This is a genomic window from Buchnera aphidicola (Nippolachnus piri) (assembly GCF_039383305.1).
GTDB classification, from domain to species: domain Bacteria; phylum Pseudomonadota; class Gammaproteobacteria; order Enterobacterales; family Enterobacteriaceae; genus Buchnera_F; species Buchnera_F aphidicola_AZ.
In genome coordinates this window covers 239477-260964 of record NZ_CP135009.1, presented here as the reverse complement: position 1 = coordinate 260964, position 21488 = coordinate 239477, and the positions used below count along the sequence as shown (strand labels likewise).

At 18.8% G+C, this 21488-nt stretch carries 27 protein-coding genes and 3 tRNA genes; 10 read left to right on the top strand and 20 right to left on the bottom strand.

The window, feature by feature from the left end; genetic code table 11:
* The first annotated feature begins 29 nt into the window (after positions 1-29).
* Positions 30-1421, top strand: coding sequence for an asparagine--tRNA ligase (asnS, locus tag RJT25_RS01185; protein WP_343126402.1), 1392 nt, complete (start codon positions 30-32; stop codon positions 1419-1421).
* Positions 1422-1514: 93 nt separating this feature from the next.
* Here asnS and RJT25_RS01180 read toward each other — a convergent pair whose 3' ends face one another.
* The 18 genes from RJT25_RS01180 to RJT25_RS01095 all read right to left on the bottom strand — a co-directional run bounded on the left by RJT25_RS01180 (position 1515) and on the right by RJT25_RS01095 (position 13278).
* The gene (locus RJT25_RS01180) at positions 1515-1868 is read right to left on the bottom strand and encodes an HIT domain-containing protein (RefSeq protein WP_343126401.1); all 354 of its coding nucleotides are present in this window, start codon (positions 1866-1868) and stop codon (positions 1515-1517) included.
* A gap of 129 nt (positions 1869-1997) precedes the next feature.
* Positions 1998-2780 (bottom strand): TatD family hydrolase, encoded by a 783-nt coding sequence (locus RJT25_RS01175; RefSeq protein ID WP_343126400.1) that lies wholly within the window; start codon positions 2778-2780, stop codon positions 1998-2000.
* A gap of 36 nt (positions 2781-2816) precedes the next feature.
* Positions 2817-3806 carry a DNA polymerase III subunit delta' C-terminal domain-containing protein gene (locus RJT25_RS01170; protein ID WP_343126399.1) on the bottom strand — a complete coding sequence of 330 codons (990 nt, stop codon included), beginning with the start codon at positions 3804-3806 and terminating at the stop codon, positions 2817-2819.
* On the bottom strand, positions 3803-4435 hold the full coding sequence (gene tmk, locus RJT25_RS01165) for a dTMP kinase (protein ID WP_343126398.1): 633 nt from the start codon (positions 4433-4435) through the stop codon (positions 3803-3805). Before tmk ends, RJT25_RS01170 begins: the two co-directional genes overlap by 4 nt.
* A 115-nt stretch (positions 4436-4550) precedes the next feature.
* Positions 4551-4790, bottom strand: a complete 240-nt coding sequence (locus RJT25_RS01160; RefSeq protein WP_343126397.1) for an acyl carrier protein — start codon at positions 4788-4790, stop codon at positions 4551-4553.
* A 66-nt stretch (positions 4791-4856) separates the two neighbouring features.
* On the bottom strand, positions 4857-5588 hold the full coding sequence (locus tag RJT25_RS01155; RefSeq protein WP_343126396.1) for an SDR family NAD(P)-dependent oxidoreductase: 732 nt from the start codon (positions 5586-5588) through the stop codon (positions 4857-4859).
* The gene (locus RJT25_RS01150) at positions 5585-6523 is read right to left on the bottom strand and encodes a hypothetical protein (protein ID WP_343126395.1); all 939 of its coding nucleotides are present in this window, start codon (positions 6521-6523) and stop codon (positions 5585-5587) included. Before RJT25_RS01150 ends, RJT25_RS01155 begins: the two co-directional genes overlap by 4 nt.
* 126 nt (positions 6524-6649) lie before the next feature.
* The gene (gene rpmF / locus RJT25_RS01145; protein ID WP_343126394.1) at positions 6650-6817 is read right to left on the bottom strand and encodes a 50S ribosomal protein L32; all 168 of its coding nucleotides are present in this window, start codon (positions 6815-6817) and stop codon (positions 6650-6652) included.
* Between the two features lie 104 nt (positions 6818-6921).
* Positions 6922-7563 carry an RluA family pseudouridine synthase gene (locus tag RJT25_RS01140; RefSeq protein WP_343126716.1) on the bottom strand — a complete coding sequence of 214 codons (642 nt, stop codon included), beginning with the start codon at positions 7561-7563 and terminating at the stop codon, positions 6922-6924.
* A 47-nt stretch (positions 7564-7610) separates the two neighbouring features.
* On the bottom strand, positions 7611-7862 hold the full coding sequence (locus RJT25_RS01135; RefSeq protein ID WP_343126393.1) for a S4 domain-containing protein: 252 nt from the start codon (positions 7860-7862) through the stop codon (positions 7611-7613).
* Between the two features lie 130 nt (positions 7863-7992).
* Complete coding sequence (locus tag RJT25_RS01130; protein ID WP_343126392.1) at positions 7993-8283, bottom strand: hypothetical protein; 291 nt, start codon at positions 8281-8283, stop codon at positions 7993-7995.
* Positions 8284-8543: 260 nt separating this feature from the next.
* The gene (locus RJT25_RS01125) at positions 8544-9323 is read right to left on the bottom strand and encodes a flagellar basal body P-ring protein FlgI (protein WP_343126391.1); all 780 of its coding nucleotides are present in this window, start codon (positions 9321-9323) and stop codon (positions 8544-8546) included.
* 58 nt (positions 9324-9381) lie between these two features.
* Complete coding sequence (locus tag RJT25_RS01120) at positions 9382-10068, bottom strand: flagellar basal body L-ring protein FlgH (protein ID WP_343126390.1); 687 nt, start codon at positions 10066-10068, stop codon at positions 9382-9384.
* Positions 10069-10092: 24 nt separating this feature from the next.
* Entirely contained in the window at positions 10093-10875 is a 783-nt protein-coding gene (flgG, locus tag RJT25_RS01115; RefSeq protein WP_343126389.1) for a flagellar basal-body rod protein FlgG, read from the bottom strand.
* A gap of 18 nt (positions 10876-10893) precedes the next feature.
* On the bottom strand, positions 10894-11646 hold the full coding sequence (locus RJT25_RS01110) for a flagellar basal body rod C-terminal domain-containing protein (RefSeq protein WP_343126388.1): 753 nt from the start codon (positions 11644-11646) through the stop codon (positions 10894-10896).
* 112 nt (positions 11647-11758) lie between these two features.
* Complete coding sequence (locus RJT25_RS01105) at positions 11759-12439, bottom strand: flagellar hook assembly protein FlgD (RefSeq protein ID WP_343126387.1); 681 nt, start codon at positions 12437-12439, stop codon at positions 11759-11761.
* Positions 12440-12460: 21 nt separating this feature from the next.
* Entirely contained in the window at positions 12461-12889 is a 429-nt protein-coding gene (locus RJT25_RS01100; RefSeq protein WP_343126386.1) for a hypothetical protein, read from the bottom strand.
* A gap of 2 nt (positions 12890-12891) precedes the next feature.
* Positions 12892-13278 (bottom strand): hypothetical protein, encoded by a 387-nt coding sequence (locus tag RJT25_RS01095; protein ID WP_343126385.1) that lies wholly within the window; start codon positions 13276-13278, stop codon positions 12892-12894.
* A gap of 156 nt (positions 13279-13434) precedes the next feature.
* Between RJT25_RS01095 and flgA the strand changes: the two genes are divergently transcribed.
* From flgA to RJT25_RS01065, 6 genes are all read left to right on the top strand, one after another.
* Positions 13435-14091, top strand: a complete 657-nt coding sequence (gene flgA, locus RJT25_RS01090; RefSeq protein ID WP_343126384.1) for a flagellar basal body P-ring formation chaperone FlgA — start codon at positions 13435-13437, stop codon at positions 14089-14091.
* Positions 14092-14441: 350 nt separating this feature from the next.
* The gene (murJ, locus tag RJT25_RS01085) at positions 14442-15992 is read left to right on the top strand and encodes a murein biosynthesis integral membrane protein MurJ (protein WP_343126383.1); all 1551 of its coding nucleotides are present in this window, start codon (positions 14442-14444) and stop codon (positions 15990-15992) included.
* A gap of 201 nt (positions 15993-16193) precedes the next feature.
* Entirely contained in the window at positions 16194-17318 is a 1125-nt protein-coding gene (locus tag RJT25_RS01080; protein ID WP_343126382.1) for an OmpA family protein, read from the top strand.
* 113 nt (positions 17319-17431) lie between these two features.
* Positions 17432-17516 (top strand) — tRNA-Ser (locus RJT25_RS01075).
* A gap of 54 nt (positions 17517-17570) precedes the next feature.
* Positions 17571-17641: transfer RNA gene (locus RJT25_RS01070), tRNA-Cys, on the top strand.
* A gap of 16 nt (positions 17642-17657) precedes the next feature.
* Positions 17658-17744: transfer RNA gene (locus tag RJT25_RS01065), tRNA-Leu, on the top strand.
* An 8-nt stretch (positions 17745-17752) separates the two neighbouring features.
* Here RJT25_RS01065 and RJT25_RS01060 read toward each other — a convergent pair.
* Positions 17753-18787, bottom strand: a complete 1035-nt coding sequence (locus RJT25_RS01060; RefSeq protein WP_343126381.1) for a methyltransferase — start codon at positions 18785-18787, stop codon at positions 17753-17755.
* Positions 18788-18914: 127 nt separating this feature from the next.
* Here RJT25_RS01060 and minC point away from each other — a divergent pair, with 127 nt between their 5' ends.
* The 3 genes from minC to minE are packed head-to-tail and all read left to right on the top strand — an operon-like array spanning position 18915 to position 20702.
* On the top strand, positions 18915-19619 hold the full coding sequence (gene minC, locus RJT25_RS01055) for a septum site-determining protein MinC (protein WP_343126380.1): 705 nt from the start codon (positions 18915-18917) through the stop codon (positions 19617-19619).
* A gap of 40 nt (positions 19620-19659) precedes the next feature.
* Positions 19660-20472 (top strand): septum site-determining protein MinD, encoded by an 813-nt coding sequence (gene minD / locus RJT25_RS01050; RefSeq protein ID WP_343126379.1) that lies wholly within the window; start codon positions 19660-19662, stop codon positions 20470-20472.
* Positions 20473-20474: 2 nt separating this feature from the next.
* Complete coding sequence (gene minE, locus RJT25_RS01045; protein WP_343126378.1) at positions 20475-20702, top strand: cell division topological specificity factor MinE; 228 nt, start codon at positions 20475-20477, stop codon at positions 20700-20702.
* A 97-nt stretch (positions 20703-20799) separates the two neighbouring features.
* Here the strand turns inward: minE and tsaB are convergent, their stop codons facing one another.
* Positions 20800-21453, bottom strand: a complete 654-nt coding sequence (tsaB, locus tag RJT25_RS01040; RefSeq protein ID WP_343126377.1) for a tRNA (adenosine(37)-N6)-threonylcarbamoyltransferase complex dimerization subunit type 1 TsaB — start codon at positions 21451-21453, stop codon at positions 20800-20802.
* Positions 21454-21488 lie beyond the last annotated feature (35 nt).

Here is a 21488-nt window from a genome sequence, read left to right as displayed (position 1 = left end):
TTATACTTTAAAAATTAGGAAAATAAAAAATGAAAGTAACGTCTCTTTCCGAGATTTTTTTAAAAAAAAAAAATATTAATGAAATAATTTTAATTCGTGGTTGGGTTCGTAGTCGTCGTGATTCAAAATCTGGAATTTCTTTTTTAAATGTATATGATGGATCTATTTTTAATTCAATTCAAGTAGTTATCAAAAATTCTTTATCAAATTATTTTACTGAAATTTTAAAATTAACTATTGGATGTTCAGTAATTATAAAAGGTATTTTGATTTTTTCACCTTCAAGTATAAATATTTATGAAATTAAAGCTATTTCTGTGCATGTAATAGGAAAAATTTTAAGTCCTCAAAAGTATCCTATGTCTGCAAAAAAACATACGTTAGAGCATTTACGAAATTTTTGTCATTTACGTCCTAGAACTAATATTATAGGAGCTATTACTCGCATTAGAAATACAATATTTTTTAATATACATAAATTTTTTCAATCTAAGAAATATTTTTGGATATCTACACCAATTATAACTAGTATTAATACAGAAGGTGCCGGGGAGATGTTTAAAATTTCTATGTTAGATATGAAAAATTATGAATATCAAAAAAAAAAACATAAAAAAAATTTTTTTAATCGTACTGCATTTTTAACTGTTTCAGGTCAATTAACTTTAGAAGCTTATGCTTGCGCATTATCTAAAGTATATTCTTTTGGTCCTGTTTTTAGAGCAGAGAATTCTAATACACGTAAACATTTAGCGGAATTTTGGATGTTAGAAATAGAAGAAGCTTTTTCTAATATTAATCAAATTTCTAAATTTTCTGAAAAATTATTAAAATTTCTTATATCAAAAGTATTAAAAAAAAATTTTTTAGATTTATCTTTTTTAAATAAAAATATTAATACAAAAATTATTTCTCGTTTACAATCTTTTTTAGATATAAAATTTTTTTATATTGAATATAAAGAAGCATTAAATATATTGTTAAAAAATTCTCATTTATTTTTAGAAAAAATTTATTGGGGAATAGATTTTAGTACTGAACATGAAAAATATTTAGTAGAAGTATATTTTAAAGCGCCAATTATAATATATAATTATCCTAAAAAAATTAAACCATTTTATATGAAATTAAATACTGATGGTATTACAGTATCTGCATTTGATGTTTTATTACCTCACGTAGGTGAAGTAATTGGTGGCTCTGAACGTGAAGATAAATTTGAAATTTTAAAAGAAAATATGAAATTATTAAAGGATACACAAAAAGATTATATTTGGTATCAAGATTTAAGAAAATATGGGACAATTCCGCATGCAGGATTTGGTTTAGGATTTGAAAGGTTAATTTTATATATAACAGGTTTAAAAAATATTCGTGATATAATCCCTTTTCCTAGAACTTCAGGAAATTTAAATTTTTAATTTTTATAAAATATTTTAGTATTTTGATAGATCTTTAAAATTTAATATTATTTTTAGATAATATTTCAGATCTATCAATTTTTTTAAAAAATTTTAAGATTTACATATTATAGGTCCTAAATTTTTTCCTCCTAAAATATGTAAATGTATATATTTGATTTCTTGTCCTGCATGTGCATTACAATTGAAAATTAATCGATATCCTGTTTTATGAATATTTAATTTTTTAGTAATTTTTAAGGATGCATAAAACATATGTGTAAAAAAGTGTTTGTTTTTTTTAGTAATATCATTTGCTGTAGGAATTAAAATATTTGGAATTACTAAAATGTGTATTGGTGCTTGAGGATTTTTATCTTTAAATGCAGTTACAATTTTATCTTGATAAATTATTTTTTTTTTTTTTTTATTTAAAACTATTTGAGAAAAAATTTTTTCAATTTTCATAAATTTTTTAATTTTAATAAGTAAAAAAAGTTTTTTAAAAATTTTATTTTTTTTAAAAAAATAAAATAATATAAAAATGTTTTTATGGAAATATTTTTTTATAATATTATAATTCATTTATTATATAATTTATTTTTCGAATTTGAGTGCTGATAATTTAAATAATGTAAAAAAATTTTTTTTAAGAATTTTAGAAAAATCTATAATATTTTTTTTAAATATTTTTGAAATATATTTAGCAATTTCATATAAATATTTTGGTTGATTTTCTTTTCCACGATACGGTACTGGAGTTAAATATGGAGCATCTGTTTCAATTAATAAACGATTTAAAGGTACAAATTTTAAAGTTTTTCTTAAAGTATCAGAATTTTTAAAGGTAATAATTCCAGAAAAAGAAATATAAAAATTTAAATCTAATAATTTTTTTATCATATTTATATCTTCCGTAAAAGAATGTAAAATTCCAGAACATAAATATGCATTTTCAGATTTTAAAATTTTAATAGTTTGATCTTTTGCTTCTCGACTATGTACAATTAATGGTTTGTTTAATTTTTTAGCTATTTGAATATGTTTTTTAAAAAGTTTTTCTTGGTTGATTTTTTGTGGATTTTTTTGAAAAAAATCTAAACCAGTTTCTCCAATTGCAATAACTTTTTTAATTTGAGAAAATTTTTTAATCAATTTTATATCTTTTTTATTATGTTTTAATATGGGATGTAATCCGCAAGAAAAAAAAATATTTTTTTTTTTTATAGTTTGTAATAAATTTTTAAAATTTTTTAAAGAAATAGAAATCGTTAAAATAATTTTAATATTTTTTGAATATGCGTTTTTTAATATTTTATTTATTTTTTTTTTTTTAAAATTTAATAAATTTAAATGGCAATGAGAATCAATTAAAAACATTTTTTATCCTTAAAAAAAATATTATAATATAAAATTTTAATTTTTGATAAGAAGTGTTGTATATAAAACTTGTTCTATAATAAAAATTTCTTTATTTATTCCTGGAATATTATGTATGTGATAATTACATTTTAACCATGAAGTTAAAATCTTATATAAAATCCGATATGAGTATTTTTTTGCAATTTTTTTTAAAAATAAAATTTGGTCTATATTTTGAATTTTTATTTTTTTTTTACTAATTAATTTTATAGCATCTAGTAAAATGAAACAAATCCAAAATATTACGTCTGGATTGTAAATATATTTAAAAGCATTAATTAATAATAAATTTTTTTTATAGAATAAATAATTTTTAAAAATTTTTATGATTTTAATACGTTGTTCAAAAATTATGTTATTTAAAAAAAAATTTGCTGAAAAAGGTGAAGAATTATATAAACGTAAAATAGTTATTAGATTTTTTTGAGAAAAATTTTTTTTTTTATTTTTTTTTTTTAACCATAATAATGCATTTTTTTCTTTAATTCCTGATATATTATATATAATCATTCTACTTAATAAAGTTTTTTGAATATTTTCAGTGTTGGAAGTATATAGAAAAAAAAATGTATTTTTAGGTGGTTCTTCAAAAGTTTTTAATAATGTATTTATAGCTTCTTTAGTTAATTTTAAAATATTTGTAAACCATAAAATTTTTTCATTACTTTGTTGTGCAGTAGAATATATTTTTATAATTATATCACGAATAAAATCAATACCAATATTTTTCTTTTTCTTTTCTTCTATGATATAAAAATCAGGATGTTTTTTAGATTTCATGAAAATACAAGAAGAACAAACGTTACAATAATTAAAATTTTTTTTTTTTATGCATAAAATAAAACAACTTAATTCATAAATTAATTTTGGAATGCCAATATTATATGTAGATTTAAATAAAAGAATGGGGTGCAATTTTTTTTGTATAAATAAAGTAATAATTTGAACATAATATTTATTTAACCAAGAAATAGGAAATTTCATATATTTTTTTTTAACCATTTTAATAAAATATGTTTTAAATTTTTTTGTACCATATTTTGTGATAAATTAGCATTAATAAAAATATTTTCTTTTTTTTTAAAGTATTTTAAATAAGTTTTTTGAACTTTTAGAAAAAAATTTATATTATTTTTTTCAATATTATCTAAAATCCCTCTTTTTTTAATTCTTTTTAAACCTATATGAGGTAAAACATCTAAATATATCGTTAAATTAGGATAAAATTTTTTTAAAATTAAAGAACTAATTTTTTTAATAAAATTTATTCTTTTTTGTGAATTTTGCCCTTGATAGGCAAAAGTAGATAATTCATAACGATCACTAATTACCCAAATACCTTTTTTTAAAGTTGGTTTAATAATGGTATCAGTTAAATGTAAGCGTGATGCATAAAGTAATAAAACTATTGTTTTATAATTTAAAATTTCATTTTTTGGATTAAATTTTATAAATTTTCGTATTTTTTCAGATAAAAAAGTACTACCAGGTTCTCTGATTAATAAAGTTTTTTTAATTCCGAAATTATATAAAAAATTTTGTATATATTTACAGGCACTTGTTTTTCCGGCGCCTTCTAATCCCTCTAAAACAATAAATTTTCCTTTTTTCATAATTTTCTTCTTAAGATAATTAAAATTTTTATGAATTTAAATAGTGTATTTTGAAATTTATTTTTTTAAAAAAAATTTATTTTTTATATAAAATATTTTTTTAATATAAAATTTATTATTTTTTTAAAATTAAATTTATATAGTTAATAATATCTTGTATAGTTTTTAATTTATTAAAGTTTCTATCATGTAATTTCAGTTTAAATTTTTCTTCAAGTAACATAATTAATTCAATCATATCTAATGAATCAACTTTAAATTTTTTTTTTAAAATATGGGTATTTTTTATTTTTTTTATTGGGTAATTAAATTGTTTTGAAAGAATTTTTTTTATAGAATTATCGATTTTATTCATTATTTTCCTTAATATATTATAATTTTAGATTATATTTTTATTTTTTTTTAAAAAAATTTTTAATATTTATATCATAAATAATCCTCCATTTACATGAATAGTTTGTCCAGTGATATAAGATGTTTTTTTAGAAATTAAAAATAATATTACATTAGAAATATCTGTAGTTTTTCCAAAATTTTTTAATGGAATTTTATTTATATATTTTGGTAAATTTTTAAAAAATTTTTTAGTCATATCAGTTTTGATATATCCAGGAGCAATAGAATTTACAGTAATTCCGAAAGATGCTACTTCTAAAGCTAAAGATTTTAAAAATCCTATGACACCAGATTTTGAAGCAGAATAATTAGTTTGCCCTATTTGACCTTGATATGCATTTACAGAACTTATAAAGATAATTCTTCCCCATTTTTTTTTAATCATATTTGGTAGAAAAATTTTTGTTAAATAAAAACAAGAAGACAAATTTATTTTTATAACATTTTTCCATTCTTTTTCTGTCATATTAATTAATAAATTATCATGAGTTATTCCGGAATTATGTATTAAAATATCGATTTTCTTGAATTTTTTAAGAATTTTTTTAAAATTATCTTCATATTTTTTTTTTTTTAAGAAATTTATTAAAATTCCTGTTCCATTGTTCTTTACTAAATTTTTAATATTTTTTACACCTATCGAAGTTTTAGAAGTTCCTATTACATAAATATTTTTTTTTATTAATGTAGTTAAAATATTTTTACCAATTCCTCGATTAGCTCCAGTTATTAAAGCAATTTTTTTGTGTATTTTCATAATTTTTGATTTTTAATAATTTTTAAAGTTTTTAAAAAATTTTTTAATGTATTTGTTGAGTATGTATTAAAAATTTTATTATGAAAATTTATTTTAGTTAAAGTATTCCCCGCACCAATTTCTATAAAATTTTTAATATTTTTTTTTTTTATTATTTTAAGAGTATCATACCATAATGTTGGTTTATAAAGTTGTTGACACAAACTATTTTTTATTTTTTGAGAAGAGTATAAAAATTTTTTTTGTGTGGCACAAAAAACCTTGATATGTGAATTTTTAAAAATATTTTTTTTTAAATATTTTGAAAATTTTTTAGAATTTTTTTTAAGAAATGAATAATGTAAACAAAAATATATTGGTAAACGGATAATATAATTTTTTTGAATTTTTTTACAAAAATTTAAAACTTTTAAAACATATTTTTTGTGTCCTGAAATAATAATTTGATTTTTTAAATTAATACATGCAATAGAAACTTTTTGAAAAATACGAGAAACTATATAACATATTTTTTTAATTATAGAAAAATGAATTCCAATAATAATGTACATTAAAGTTGGAATATTTTTGAAACTATTTTTTAATATTCGATTTCTTTTTTTTAAACTTAAAAGTGCATTTTTCAGGCTTATTTTTTTACTACAAATTAATGCAGAATATTGCCCTAAACTGTGTCCTATCATAATGTTAGGTATAATAGGAATATTTTTTTTCCATTCTCGATACAAAGCAATAGAAATATTAATAATTAGATATGAAATATATTTTTTTTTTATAAAATTTCTTTTTTTTAAAATTTTTAACAAATTTAAATTTAAAATTTCTGAACTTTCTTCAAAAGTTTTATTTAGAATTTTAGTTTTTTGGTTAAAATAAATAATATCTTTAAAATTTTGTAAATTTTGACCTGGAAATAATAAAACAATTTTTTTCATATTTTTATAATTTTAAAAGTTTTGAATAAATTTAAGTGAAATTTATATTATATATAATACAGTGTTTAAAAATTTTAAATCACTGTATTTTATTAATTTGTAATTGATTTTAAGAAGAATTGTTTTTTATAAAAAAAATTTTTTACCTTTGTAATATCCTTTTTTTGTCATATGATGACGAATATGTGTTTCTCCAGAAATTTTATCTATCGAAATTGTGTTTTGAATAATTAAATCGTGAGATCTTCTCATATTACGTTTTGATCTACTAGGTTTACTTTTTTGAACTGCCATATACATTCCTGAATATTTTTTTAAAAAATTTTTATATTTTAATTATAAAAAAAATTATATTAGAAAATTTTTTTTTAAAAAAAATTTTAATATTTTAAGTATTTTTAGTTATTTTTTGAAAGAATTTTAATAGCGTTTTCAAATCTTTGATCTAAAGGGGCTTTTATACACATTTTTTTATTATTTTTAGGATGTAAAAAAAAGATTTGATATGCATGTAAAAAAAGTCTTTTTTTTTGTAAAATTTTATTAATTTTTAAATTTAAATTATTATTTCCGTATTTTGAATCATAAAGTATTGGATGTCCAATTTTAGAAGCATGAATACGTATTTGATGAGTTCTGCCTGTTATAGGGTGTATTCTTACTAAGGTAGAATTTAAAAAAATTTTTTTAATTGTAAAAATAGTTTTAGAAGGTTTTCCATTTTTATGTATTGACATAAGATTAAATTTATTTTTTTTTTTTAAAATTGGAAAATTTGTAATGATTTTTTGAGTTTTAAATAATCCATGCACTAAAGCTATATAATACTTTTTAATTTTTTTTTCTCGTAATTGTTGATGTAAATTTCTTAAGACAGATTTTTTTTTTGCTAATAATAATATTCCAGATGTATCTTTATCTAATCGATGTACTAATTCTAAAAAAAAAATATCCACTCTAATAATTCGTAAAATTTCTATAATTCCAGCATTAATTCCGCTACCTCCATGTACAGAAATTCCAGAAGTTTTATTTAAAATTATTAAAGAAGAATCTTCATATAAAATGTTTTTTAAAATTTTTATTTTTAAATTTTTATGAAATAATATTTTTTTTTTTTAAATGGTGTGATTTTTAAAGATTTTAATAATATTTCATCATGATTTTTTAATTTATAAGATGGTTTTTTTTTTTTTGTGTTAATTAAAATTTTTCCTAATCTTAGGTTTTTATAAATTAAACTTTTAGGTAGTGTTTTAAATTTTGTAAATAAAAAATTATCAATTCTTTGATTACTTGTATCTTTTTTTATAAAAATTTTATAATCTTTTTTTATCATAATTTATTTTTTATCTTCATAAAATAGAAAAAGTTTTAAAAGTTTTTTATAGTTATATTTTAAAATAATGAATTTTTAAAATTATAAAAAATTATCTTGTTTATTAAAAAAATTTTAATAAAAAAATTTTTTATAAAATTTGTTGTTTTATTAATTGCAAAAAACCTATATCTTTTTGATTAAATTTATTTGAAAGATAATTCATATATAGATCTTTATAAAATTTACTAGTAGTATCTAAATTTATTTGAGGATTTAAATTTATATTAGAATTTTTTACACTATTTAAAAATATGTTTATAAATAAAGTTTGAATTTGTGAAGAAATTTCTTTTAAATTTTTTAATTGATCATTTTTTTGTGGTAAAAAATTTTTTATTTTTTGTATTGTATTGAAATCTTCATATGTTAATGTTTTCATTTATATCACTTTTATAGTTGCAATAATCGCTTTTTTATTTTTTAAGGATTTTAGAATAGATAAAATTTTAGATGATTTAATTCCTAAAAAATTAAATGCGGTAAGTATATGGGATAATTTAGTTTTTTTATATATATTTTGTTGTTTTTTTTTTTTAAAATTTTTAATTTTTAAAAAAACATTATGTTTTAAAAATTTACAATTTTTAATATAAATTTCATGATTTAAGAAAAATTTATTTTTTTTTAAATTTAAAAAAATTATATTTTTTTTTTTTTTTTAGTATTAATTTTTAAATGTAGTATATTTGCTAATAAACGTGATTGCGTTCTTTTATTATGAGGTACTTTTATTTGTATAGATCTTTCATTTAAAGGAAAAGAAATTTTAGGATATTTTTTATTAATTATATCACTAATTTTTTGAGCCATATAAAAATTTTTAGATTTTAATTGTAATTTTATATGCCCATTATGTTCTATAACATTTTGAAAAGTTTTTTCAACAATACCCCCATTTTTAATTTTAATATTATTTTTAAAATTTTGATTATTTAATAAATTTATATTTGTTAAGTGTTCTATTTTTAAATTACAATGTCCTTGAGCGGTTCCATAGCGTATACCATTGGAATTTTTTAAAGGAGTCATTAATAAAGTACCATCTTGTAAATTTTGCGAATTACCAATAGAAGAAACATAAATAGGAATTTTTTGACCAATATAATTAAAAGCAGGTAATTCAGCGGTAACCATTACTGATGCAATATTTTTTGTTTGAATATTTTTTGTATTTTTAACATCAATTCCCATTTTTTTAAAAAGATTTAACATAGTCTGTAAAGTAAAATTTGAATATGGAATTTGATCGCCGCTATTAGGTAATCCTACCATTAAACCATATCCAATTAATGGAATAGTATAAGCTCCTGAAATGTTAGTTAAATTCTTGATTGTATTTTCTGAAGCAAATGCAAAATTTATTAATATCATATTTATAAAAATATTACATAATAAAAAATATCTTAACAGAGTTTTCATTAAAATACCTTTAAAAAATTTTACAATTTAAAAAATTTTTAAGATAAAATAAAAAAATTTAAAAATTAGGAAAAAAATTTATACAAAATTTTTTTAAAATTTCAAAAAAATTTTCTTTTTTTGATGTGTCATGTTTTACATATTCAATATTTTTATGAGAAATTTTTGAAGAAGGAACTATATTGTTTACAATTTCATTGGGATCTACTATACCAAAAAAACGAATAGATTCTACATTTCCATTAATTAAAATTGAATTTTTTCCTGCAACTTCTAAATGATTGTTAGGAAATATTTTTTGTATTGTAACAGTAATCATTCCTAAAAAAGTATTTTTTTCTAATGATTTATTATCATCTAATAAAACATTTGTTCCGATAGTTTGTAAAAATGGTAAATCATTTTTTTTTTTTGAAAAAATTTGACTAATTAAAGAAAATAATAATGAACGAATTTTAAAAAAAGTAGAAGAATTATTTTGTGTATTATTAAAAGTTCGATTTTGAGTCATAATATTTTCTTGTAAAAATATTATTAAATTATCTCCTATTTGATAATGAGGTTTATCTTCAAACCAATTATGATAATAATATTTTTGATAAATTATTTTTTTATCTTTTTTATTATGTATAAAGATAATATTATTTTTTTTTGGAAATTCATTCCGAGCATAAATAGAATCTATAAAAGATAAACTAATTATTAATAATAAAAAATTTAAAATTTTTAAAAAATTTTTAAACACAGAATTTTTTTTCCTATAATAAATTTATAATTGAGTTAATTTATGTAACATTTGATCTGTTGCAGTTAAGACTTTACTATTAATTTCATAAGCACGTTGTGCTTGAATCATATTTACTAATTCTTCAGCAACGTTCACATTGGATTTTTCAATAAATCCTTGATATAATTCTCCATAACCTACTTGACCTGGAATTCCTATAATTGGTTTTCCAGAAGATTTTGTAGCTTTATAACAATTTTCCCCTATACTTTCTAAGCCAGAATTATTAGAAAAATTTACAATTGTATATTGACCTAGTATTTCAGGTGAAATTTTTCCGTCTATTTTAGCTGTTACAAGTCCATCTTTTCCAATATGAATAGTTTCAATATTCTGAGGTATATTAATTTCTGGTGATATTAAATATCCTTGATGAGTGACTAATTGTCTTTTTGAATTAATTTGAAAAGAACCGTCTCTTGTAAAACGCGTTTGTCCATTTGGTAACAAGATTTTAAAAAATCCATCTCCGTTAATTACTAAATCTTTCCAAGAATTTGTTTTAGATAAATTTCCAAGTGTAAAAATTTTTTCGGTTGCAACAGGTTGAACTCCAGTGCCAATTTGTATTGAATTAGGTTTTTCAGTATCCCGCATGGTTAATAAACCAGAGGGATTAATGTTTTTATATATTAAATCTTCGAAAATGACATGTGAACGTTTAAAGCCATTTGTATTTACATTAGCTAAATTATTTGCAATAACATTCATATTCATTTGTTGGGCGTCAAGTCCAGTTTTAGCAATCCATAAAGTTGATATCATAAAATTTTTTCCTAATAATTATTGTATAACTCCATTTAATAAATTATTTGCTTTATCTTCATTTTCATGTTCGTTAGAAATTACTTGGATATTTGATTCAAAATCACGCATAGCGTCTAACATATTGATTAAATTTTCTGTTAAATCAACATTACTACCTTCTGTAGCATTAGCAATTGCAGGAACTTTATAAAAATCTCGTAATTGAAGATTTTGATATTTTTTCATTCCACTATTTCTTAAAAAATATTTACCATGTGAACTATGTATGACATCTTCTGGTAATAATTTAATAAGTTTTATTTGTCCTAAAAATTTATTTACAATTTTATTGTTTTTTTTAAAAGATAATACAACTTTTCCATCTTCTAATATTCGAGGCATTTTATGATTATCACATACAATCGTTTCATCTTTTGTAGTTAAAACAGGATATTCATTTAATAATAATTCATTTTTTTCATTTAAATGAAATTTTCCAGTTTGCATAAATGCCACAGTATCATCAGTATCAATAATAGAAATCCAATAATTATCTTTAGCGGAAACATTAATAGGATTATTTGTTTTTCTAAAATTTCCTCTAGTAAAATTAAATACTATATTATTAATATTTTTTATGTTTGAATTTCTATCTTTTTTTCGTATGTTATACACATATTGTTCTTTAAAACCTGCTGTAGACACATTTGCAATATTGTTAGCGATTACTTTTTGTTTCATTAAATTATTATTTGCAGAATTTAATACAATTCTTAATATTTTATTCATAGATATTTACTCATTATAATTTTAAAAGAATGTTATTAAGATTTTAAATTTTTATTGACTCTTCGTATCATATCGATAATTTTAAAAAGAACAATTATAATTTTTATAAATTTTAAAAAATTTTTTTTAAATCATGTAATTTTACTATTTTAGCACTATCTAATGTAACATAAATTTTTTTTCTATTTTTAGAAATATTTTTAATTATATGTTGTGTATAAATATTTTTTTTATTTATACATTTATTTTTTTGTACAGTAAAGTTTACAGTATATGGAAATTTTTTGAAAGAATCTTTTTTAAAATCTTTTTTAGAATCCCAATATATTTTATGTATACCAGGTGATAAATTTCCTAAATTTTTTGAAAAAACTTTTTGTTGATATGAATTAAAAATATTCATTTGAACTTTTTTTGATTTTTTAAAAATTTTTAAAAAAATAGGAATTTTTGTTTTTTTAATATCAAAAATTTTATTATTATTAATTAAGACTTTTCGATTAATTAAATTAACAGCATTAAAAAATTGATTAGTATTAATTTGTTGTAAAATTTTTTTAGTATTTTGTTGAACATCATGAATTCTATCATTCATTTGCATTTGTGTAATTTGCGATGTTAAAGTGCTATTTTTAATAGGTTTTGTAGGATCTTGATTACTTATTTCTGCTTTTAAGACTTTTAAAAAATTTTTTTGTATTGTAGAAGAGTTTAGAAAATTTTTTTTTTTAAAAAATTTATTTCCTGTATTAATATTTTTAGAATTTATTTTTTCAAAATTATTATATTTCATTTATAATCTTTCCTTAACAAATTATATTTCATATAATGATAAAGTTTTTAAAATTAAAGATTTAATTGTTTTTAAAATTTCTAAACTCATTTTATATTGCAATGAAATATCTAAATTTTTAACAGTCTCGGTTAAAAAATTAGTATGATTTGTTTTTAAATTTTCATAATTTTTTAATGACATATAATCTAATTTATTTATAAAATTTTTTGGTTTTTCTTTGTCAATAATTTTATCTATATATATACTACCAATATTTTTTTCATTTTTTTGATAAGGTAAAAATTTAACAATAGCTTTTTTAGGAACATATGTATGATATGAACCATTAAAATTTTTAACTAAACTAGATGCATTTGATAAATTTTCTATATTAATTTGTTTTAATCTAGCTTGCGTAATTAATGAAGCAGCCGTAATATTAAAAGAATCAAATAATGATGATAGCATAATTATTTAGCTCCTATAGCGTCTAAAAATATACGTTCTTTTTGTTTAATTGAAGCTAAACATTTTTGATACATCAGGGAATTTTTTAAGAATTCTGTTCTTTCTAAATCTAAATTTTTATTATTTTTTTTTATATTGTTATTACATATAAAATTTTTTCGTTTTTCAACAATGATTTTTGAATAATCAATTTTAAAATTTGGATTTTTTAAATTTTTTTGACGTTGTTTAACTGCTTCAATAAAAGATTTTTTAAAATTTATATTTTTTGAAAAATAATTCTTTCGTTGTATATTAACTATATTTGAAATAATTATTTTTTGTTGATAAAGTAATAATTCTAAAGCAATTTTATCTAATTCAAAAAATTTTGATACAAAAAATGACATTTTTTTTCTCAAATAAAAATTTATAATTAAATGAATTTTATCTGTAGAAAAAAAAATAGTAAATTGTTTTTTTATTAAAATTTTATAAAAAAAATATATTTATATTTTTCAATAGATTATATTTCTTTTATTAATTTATTTCAAAAAGGATATTTTATGTTTTTAAAATTAATATTTTTTTTTTTGTATATTTTTCAGGTATTTTTTCAGCCTTTTATTTTAACAAAAAATTTTAATGATAATATTTATTATAAAAAAAAAAAAATATTAGATTTTAAAATTCTAACTAATAATCATTTCGTAAATGCTAGTAAGAAAAAAAAAAATTTTTTTTTACAATATAAAATAAAAAAAACATTTAAAAAAAATGATTTTAAAAAAAAAAATTATAAAATTTTTAATAAAAATAAAAATTTTTATAAAAAAAAAAAATTCTATAAATATTTTGTAGCTTCTAAATTTTTAAAAAAAGGTGTTATAATTTCTAAATCTGATATTAAAATTAAATATTTAAACATTCCATATAATATTTCTACTTCTATTTATAATATTAAAAATATTTTAAATAAAAAATTAATAAATCCTCTTTCTCCAAATCAACCTTTTTCATATCAAAATTTACATTCTTTTTTTTTAGTTAAAAGAGGAGATATAATTCCAATTTTTTTATATGGTAAAGGTTTTATAATTAAAGTTTTTGGAACTTCGTTACAAGATGCTGAAGTAAATCAAAAAATCCAAATTCTCTTAAATAAAAAAAAAATTATTTTTGGGAAATTACATAAAGAAAAAAAAATTTATATATTTTTATAATATATTATTTTTTTTTGAAAATAAAAGTAGATATTAAAAATATAATTTGTTATATTTTTAAAAATTTTATATATTTTTTAAAATTTATTAAATAATTATTTTTTTTGAATAAAAAAAGTATTTTAGAATATTTTAAAAAATATTTATATAATAATTTATTTTTTCTTTTAAAAATTTTTTTATTTAAGATAATTATTTTATCAAATAATTCAAAAAATAATTTTTTAAAAAAAATTATATCTTTCTTTTAACATAGTTTATAATATTACATGATGATGAATTTTATTATAATATTTATAATTTAATATAATATTATTTTCAATAGTAAAATGTGACTAAGGTTATATACAATGAATCTTTTAAAATCTTTAGCCTCTATTAGTATAATAACTTCATGTTGTCGGATTTTAGGATTTATTCGAGATTTTTTAATTGCTTATACATTTGGAGCTTCAGTAGAAACAGATGTATTTTTTTCAATTTTTAAAATACCTAATCTTTTAAGAAGAATTTTTTCAGATGGTGCATTTTCACAAGCTTTTATTCCTGTATTATCAGAATATAAAACAAAATATGATAAAAAAACAATTAAAGATTTTATTGCCACTATTTTAGGAGTTTTAATTACATTATTAATGTTTTTTATTATATTAGGAATTTTTTTTCCTTCTTCAATAGTATTAATAACATCACCTGGTTTTTCTAAAGATACAAATAAATTATATTTAGGTGTGCAATTGTTTAAAATTATTTTTCCTTATATTTTTTTTGTATCTTTATCTTCATTTATTTCTTCGATTCTATATACATATAATTGTTTTTTATTGCCTTCTTTTTCTCCTATTTTATTAAACATTAGTATTATTTTTTTTACTTTATTAAGTACATTTTTTAAACCATCCTGTTTTAATCCTCAAATTTCTTCTTTAGGTTGGGGAATTATTATTGGGGGTATGTTACAAATTGCATATCAAGTTCCTACATTATGTACAAAAAATATTTTAGTTTTTCCGAAATTTAATATTAAAAATAGTGGATTAAAAAAAGTATTACAAAGAATTTCTCCGGCAATTTTAGGTGTTGCTGCTGGTCAAATTTCATTAGTAATTAATAGTATTATTTCTTCTTTATTTAATTCTGGTTCAATTTCGTGGTTGTATTATGCTGATCGATTAATGGAGTTTCCGGTAGGAGTATTAGGAGTGTCAGTAAGTACATTAATATTCCCGAAATTAATTAAACATCATACTTTAAATTCTAAAATAGAATATTCTAAATTATTGGATTGGGGTTTACGTATTTCGGTTTTATTATCTTTTCCGGGTACTGCATTTTTATTTATTTTTTCTAAACCTTTAATTATATCTTTATTTGAATATGGACATTTTACAGATTTTGATACAATTATGACTCAAAAAATTCTTTTATGTTATACTTCAGGAATTATTGCATTAATGTCTACAAAAGTGTTATCTACAGCTTTTTATTCTATTAAAAACGTTGTAACTCCAATGAAAATTTCTTTTATTATTTTATTAATCACTCAAATTTTAAATATAATTTTTGTATTTTTTTTAAAACAATCAGGATTAGCTTTATCTATTAGTATTTCTGCTTGGATTAACACTTTTTTATTATTTTTTTCTTTATGTCGTACTAAAATTTTTAAACCTCAGCCAGATTGGTTAAATTTTTTATGGAAAATTTTTTTATCAACTATTATTATGTCTCTTTTTTTATATATAATTTTGTATTTTATACCTTCATGGCATGTTGGTAATATTTTTATTCGAATTACTCGAGTTTTTTTAGTATTTATTTTAAGTAGTTTTGTATATTTAATTTCTTTAAAAATAACAGGAATTAATTTACAACATTTTTATTATAAAATTACTCATTAAATATTTTTAATATTAAATTTTATAAAATTATATTATATCTTAAAAATTTTTAATTTATAAATTTTTTATAAAATTTATATTTTTTTTTAAAAAAAATTTTAATAATTTATTTAATGAAAATAATATACTTCATTATATTATAATGAAATAATAAAATTTATATTTATGTATTTTAACATTTTTAAAATTATGAGTTCTTTTATGAAAAAGATATTGTTTTTTTTAATATTTTTTATATCTAGTATATTTTCTACTGTACAAGCTTCAGAAATACAAAAACATTATTGGTATACTGGAATTAAAAATAATTGGTTACCTCCTCATAATGGAGTTGGAGTACAAGAAATAAAAGAATTATTTACTATATCAAATTTGTTTAATCATATCAAAAATTTTAATTTTGGTGGTTTTATTGGTTATAAATTTAATCCATATTTACATTTTCAAGTAGATACAGATATATCCGGAAAAATTTTACCAATATTACAATTTTCTTTACCTGAAATTTATAATTATGATTTTTCTGGAACTGCAAAATTTTCTGTACCATTATCTTCTTCGTTAAATGTATATTCTCGAATTGGTACAATGTATTCAGTACAAAATTTTAAAGATATGAATGATTTTGAAAAATCAAATAAAGATTTACATACAACATATAAAATTTTACCAATTTTAACATTAGGGTTAGATTATTTATTTACTCATAAAACTAATGTGCATTTTGATTATAATTTTAAAAAAATTATGCAAGATGGATTTTCTTCTTTAGAAAATGCTACTTGGGGCTGTTTTAATGTTGGTATTTCTAGGAATTTTAATAATTATAAAAATAATTCTGAAAATCATCCGATAAATTCATATTCAAAATATTCTTATCAAAATAATAAAATTAATACAAATTTTTCGAATATCTCGATTGGAAATGGATCTAATGTTTCAATGGATCTTCAAGAAAATATTTTATTTGATTCTAATAGTTATGAACTTTCTGAGGTTTCTAAAAAAATTTTAGAATCTTTTATACAAAAAATTACACAATATAATTGTGATACAAAATATATTATGATTACGGGATATGCTGATAAATTTGGAACTGTAGAAAATAATCAAAAATTATCAGAAAAAAGAGCACAAATTGTCGCTGATTTTTTAAAGTCAAAAAATTTTCCTATTAAAAAAATTTTTTTGAAAGGAATGGGTTGTAATCATTTTTTTGACGCTTCAACATATTCTACAATTAAAAATCAAGAAATTTTAAAAAATTTTTTAGCATTTGATAGACGAGTAACAATAAAATTATATTCTTTGCCTAATACCATATAATTAATTTTAATATTGATTTTAGATTATACTAAAATTCTAATAAAAAAAATTATAATGAGCTTTACATTTTATTTTTTTTCTGTAAAATATTTTATTATTATAAGAAAAAATTTGGAGGAATGGCTGAGTGGTTTAAGGCAGCGGTCTTGAAAACCGCCAATAAGAAATTATTCGAGAGTTCAAATCTCTCTTCCTCCTAAATAAAAAAAATTATTATAAAAAATAGTTTTTTAAAATCATAAGTTTATAAAAAGCGCGTTGGCAGATTGGTTATGCATCGGATTGCAAATCCGTATAACCCGGTTCAATTCCGGGATGCGCTTATTAAAAAATTTTTTTGCCCGGATGGTGAAATTGGTAGACACAAGGGACTTAAAATCCCTCGACTTATAAATAGTCTTGCGGGTTCAAGTCCCGCTTCGGGTATATATTTTTTATTTTTTATATGATTGGTAAATTTTATATTTTTTATTTTTTTTTAATAGATTACAATTTTTAAAAATTTTTTTTAATAAAAATTTACAAGATACAAAAGAATTAACAATTATTCTGAGTTCTCCATTTTTTTTTAAAAAATTTTTAGAATTAGTAATAATGTTAAAAAGAACTATATAGTTTAATTTTAAATTTTTATGAATAGGAGGATTTGAAATAATTAAATTAAATTTTTTAAAAATATTTAAAAAAATATTACTAGTATAAATTTTTCCTGGAATTTTATTCATTAATAAAGTTTTTTGACTTGAAATAAGAGAATTTTTTGAAAAATCACTTAAATGTAATTTAAGGTTTTTATTAATCTGAAATAATGCTACACTTAAAATTCCAGATCCAGATCCAAGATCTAAAATTTTTCCTTTAATATTTTTATTAAATGTAGATATTAAGAAAAGGCTACCTTCATCTATTTTTTTATATCCAAAAACACCTGGTAAATGTAAAATTTTTAAATTTTTCCAATAATGTATTTTAAAAAAATCTTTTAGAAAAAATTGTATAGGATTTTTTATTCTTCCGTAATATAATAAATAATGTGATTTTGAATCTATTTTTTTAAAATTTATAAATTTTAAAAAAATTTTTGGAAGACTTCGAATACCATTTTTTTTAGAACCTGTCACATAAATTTTACAATTTTTTTTTAATTTTGAAAATAAATACGATAATTCAAAAATTATTTCTTTTTTATTTTTAGACCAAAAAAAGATTAAATTTTCACATTTTTTAAGTTTTTTTTTTATTCTATATGTATTAAAAATAATATTTTTATGTATATTATTAGAAAATTCTTGAAAAATATTACATTTTTGTGTATATAAAATATATTTTTTTAATTTAAAAATATCTGGAGTTAAATGTGATAAATATCCAGAAAAAATAATGTTAGATATTTTAGAAAAATTAATACTTTGAGATAAAATTTTATTTTCTTTAAGATATTTTTTTGAATCTTGAATAATATTATTCATCTAGAATTTTCTATACCTATATTTAAACTATTAAAATTAATTAAACATTATTATAACAATCCTAATTTAAATTTAAATATTTTTAACAAATTTTTTTTTAAAAAAATTTTATTAATTGAGTAAAAAAATGAGTTCGTTTGAGATTTCTATAAAAGGAAAAAATTTTACAATTTCAGTGATTTATTTAAAAGATATTTCTTTAAATTCTTTAGAAGAACAATTGCTTAAAATTGTAAATAAATCTCCTAAATTTTTTAAACAAGCTCCAGTAGTTCTAAATGTTTCGGAGCTATCCTATACTGTAAATTGGAATTATATTAAAGATGTTATTTTATCTGCTGGTTTTTTAATTATTGGAGTAAGTGGTTGTAAAAATCTAGATTTTAAAAATATAATTTTAAATTCTGGAATTCCAATTTTATCAGAAGGAACTGATATTTCACAATCTAATTTTTATAAAAAATCTATTTCTTATTCAAAATTTCCTAAAACAATAAAAACAAAATTTCAAACACATATTATTAATATACCAATAAGATCTGGACAAAAAATTTATATACCAAATGGAGACTTAATTATTAAAAATAATGTTAATGCTGGAGCTGAAATTATTTCAGATGGAAATGTACACATTTATGGAATAATGAGAGGAAAAGTATTAGCAGGAGCTAATGGAGATATCACTAGTCAAATTTTTTGTTCTAATTTATTTGCAGAATTAATTTCTATCGCGGGAGAATATTGGGTATTGGAACAAATTCCAGAAAAATATATCGGAAAAACTGTTAGTATTTATTTAAAAGAACAATCTTTAATAATTCAATGTTTTTAATTTAAATTTTTTTATTTTAAAAAAAAGGATAAAATTTTTTATGTCTCGAATTATTGTAGTTACTTCTGGAAAAGGAGGAGTAGGAAAAACAACTTCTAGTGCATCTATTGCTACAGGATTAGCATTATTAGGCTATAAAACTGTTGTAATAGATTTTGATATTGGATTAAGAAATTTAGATTTAGTTATGGGTTGTGAGAGACGCGTAGTATATGATTTTTTAAATGTAATTAATGAAGAAGCAGTTATTTCTCAAGCATTAATTCGAGATAAAAATACTCCTAATTTATTTATTTTACCTGCTTCTCAAACTAGAGATAAAGATTCATTAACAAAACAAGGAATAGAAAAAATTTTTACTTTATTAAAAAGTATGACTTTTGATTTTATTATTTGTGATTCTCCTGCTGGAATTGAGAAAGGTGCAATTTTAGCTTTATATTTTGCTGATGAAGCCATTGTTATTACAAATCCTGAAATTTCTTCAGTACGTGATTCAGATCGAATTTTAGGAATTTTATCTTCTAAATCTTATAGAGCAAAATTTAAAAAAACTCCTATTAAAGAATATTTGTTAATTACTCGTTATAATCCTCAAAAAGTCAAGAAAGGAGATATGTTAAGTAAAGATGATATTCTTGATATTTTACGAATTCCATTAATAGGAATTATTCCTGAAGATAATTCTGTATTACGATCTTCCAATCAAGGAACTGCAATTATCTTAAATTCTTTTTCCAATGCTGGAAAAGCTTATCAAGATACTATACAGCGCTTAATTGGAAAAGAAACTCCTTTTCGTTTTATTGAATATAAAAAAAAAAGCTTTTTACAATGGTTATTTAGGAGGTAATCGTGTCTATTTTAAAATTTTTTTTCTTTAAACAAAAAAAAACTGCTTTAGTTGCTAAAAAACGTTTAAAAATTATTTTAAAAGAACAAAGAAAATCTTTGAAAGAACCAATTTATTTTCCAAAATTAAAAAATGAATTATTAACTATTATATCCAAATATACTAATATAAATCCAAATATGATTAAAATTAAATATAAAATAATTAATAAAAAAATTTTTTTTTTTTAAAATAAATATTATGTTATTTAAAAAAAAAATTCTATAATATAAATTTTTATTTTTAAATTTTTTAATATTATTTTATAATAGTTTTATTAAAAAAATTTTAAAATTTTTTAATATTTTTAAATTTTATATATTTTTTAAATTTTAATAACATATAAAAAATAATGTCTTTTGCATATATTTGAGAAATTTTTGTATAAAAAAATTTTAATTTTTTTTTGTTTTTAATTTGTGTAATTTTAATATTTCCAGAAATTGCCCAAATTCCAGAAAAAGTTGTATTAATAAAATAAAAATTTTTTACAGATACAGACTGATATTTTTCATATACTCCTATCCATTTATTTTGTATATTTTTAAAATATTTACCAACAAAAAAATAATTTTTTGAAATTTTTAATTTTATTAATGTTTTTCTTATAGAATATTTATACCAAATTTTTTCAGATAAAATTTGAAAAATAGAAAAATTTAAAATAGGAATTTTTAATCCAATTGATAATGCATTAGCAATTGTTAAAGAAATCCGTATTCCAGTAAAATGACCAGGACCAGTATTACAAGCAATAAAATTAATTTCTTGAAAGTTTATTTTAGAATATTTTATTATTTTTATAATTATTTTTAATATTCTTTTTTCATGATTTTTGATACATAATTCTTCAAAATGATATAAAATATTTTTATGTAATAATGCTATCGAGCAATTTTGAAAAGAAGTATCTAAAGCTAAAATTGTATAATTAGATTTCATATATAGTAAAATATTTTTTAAATTTTTAATTAAAT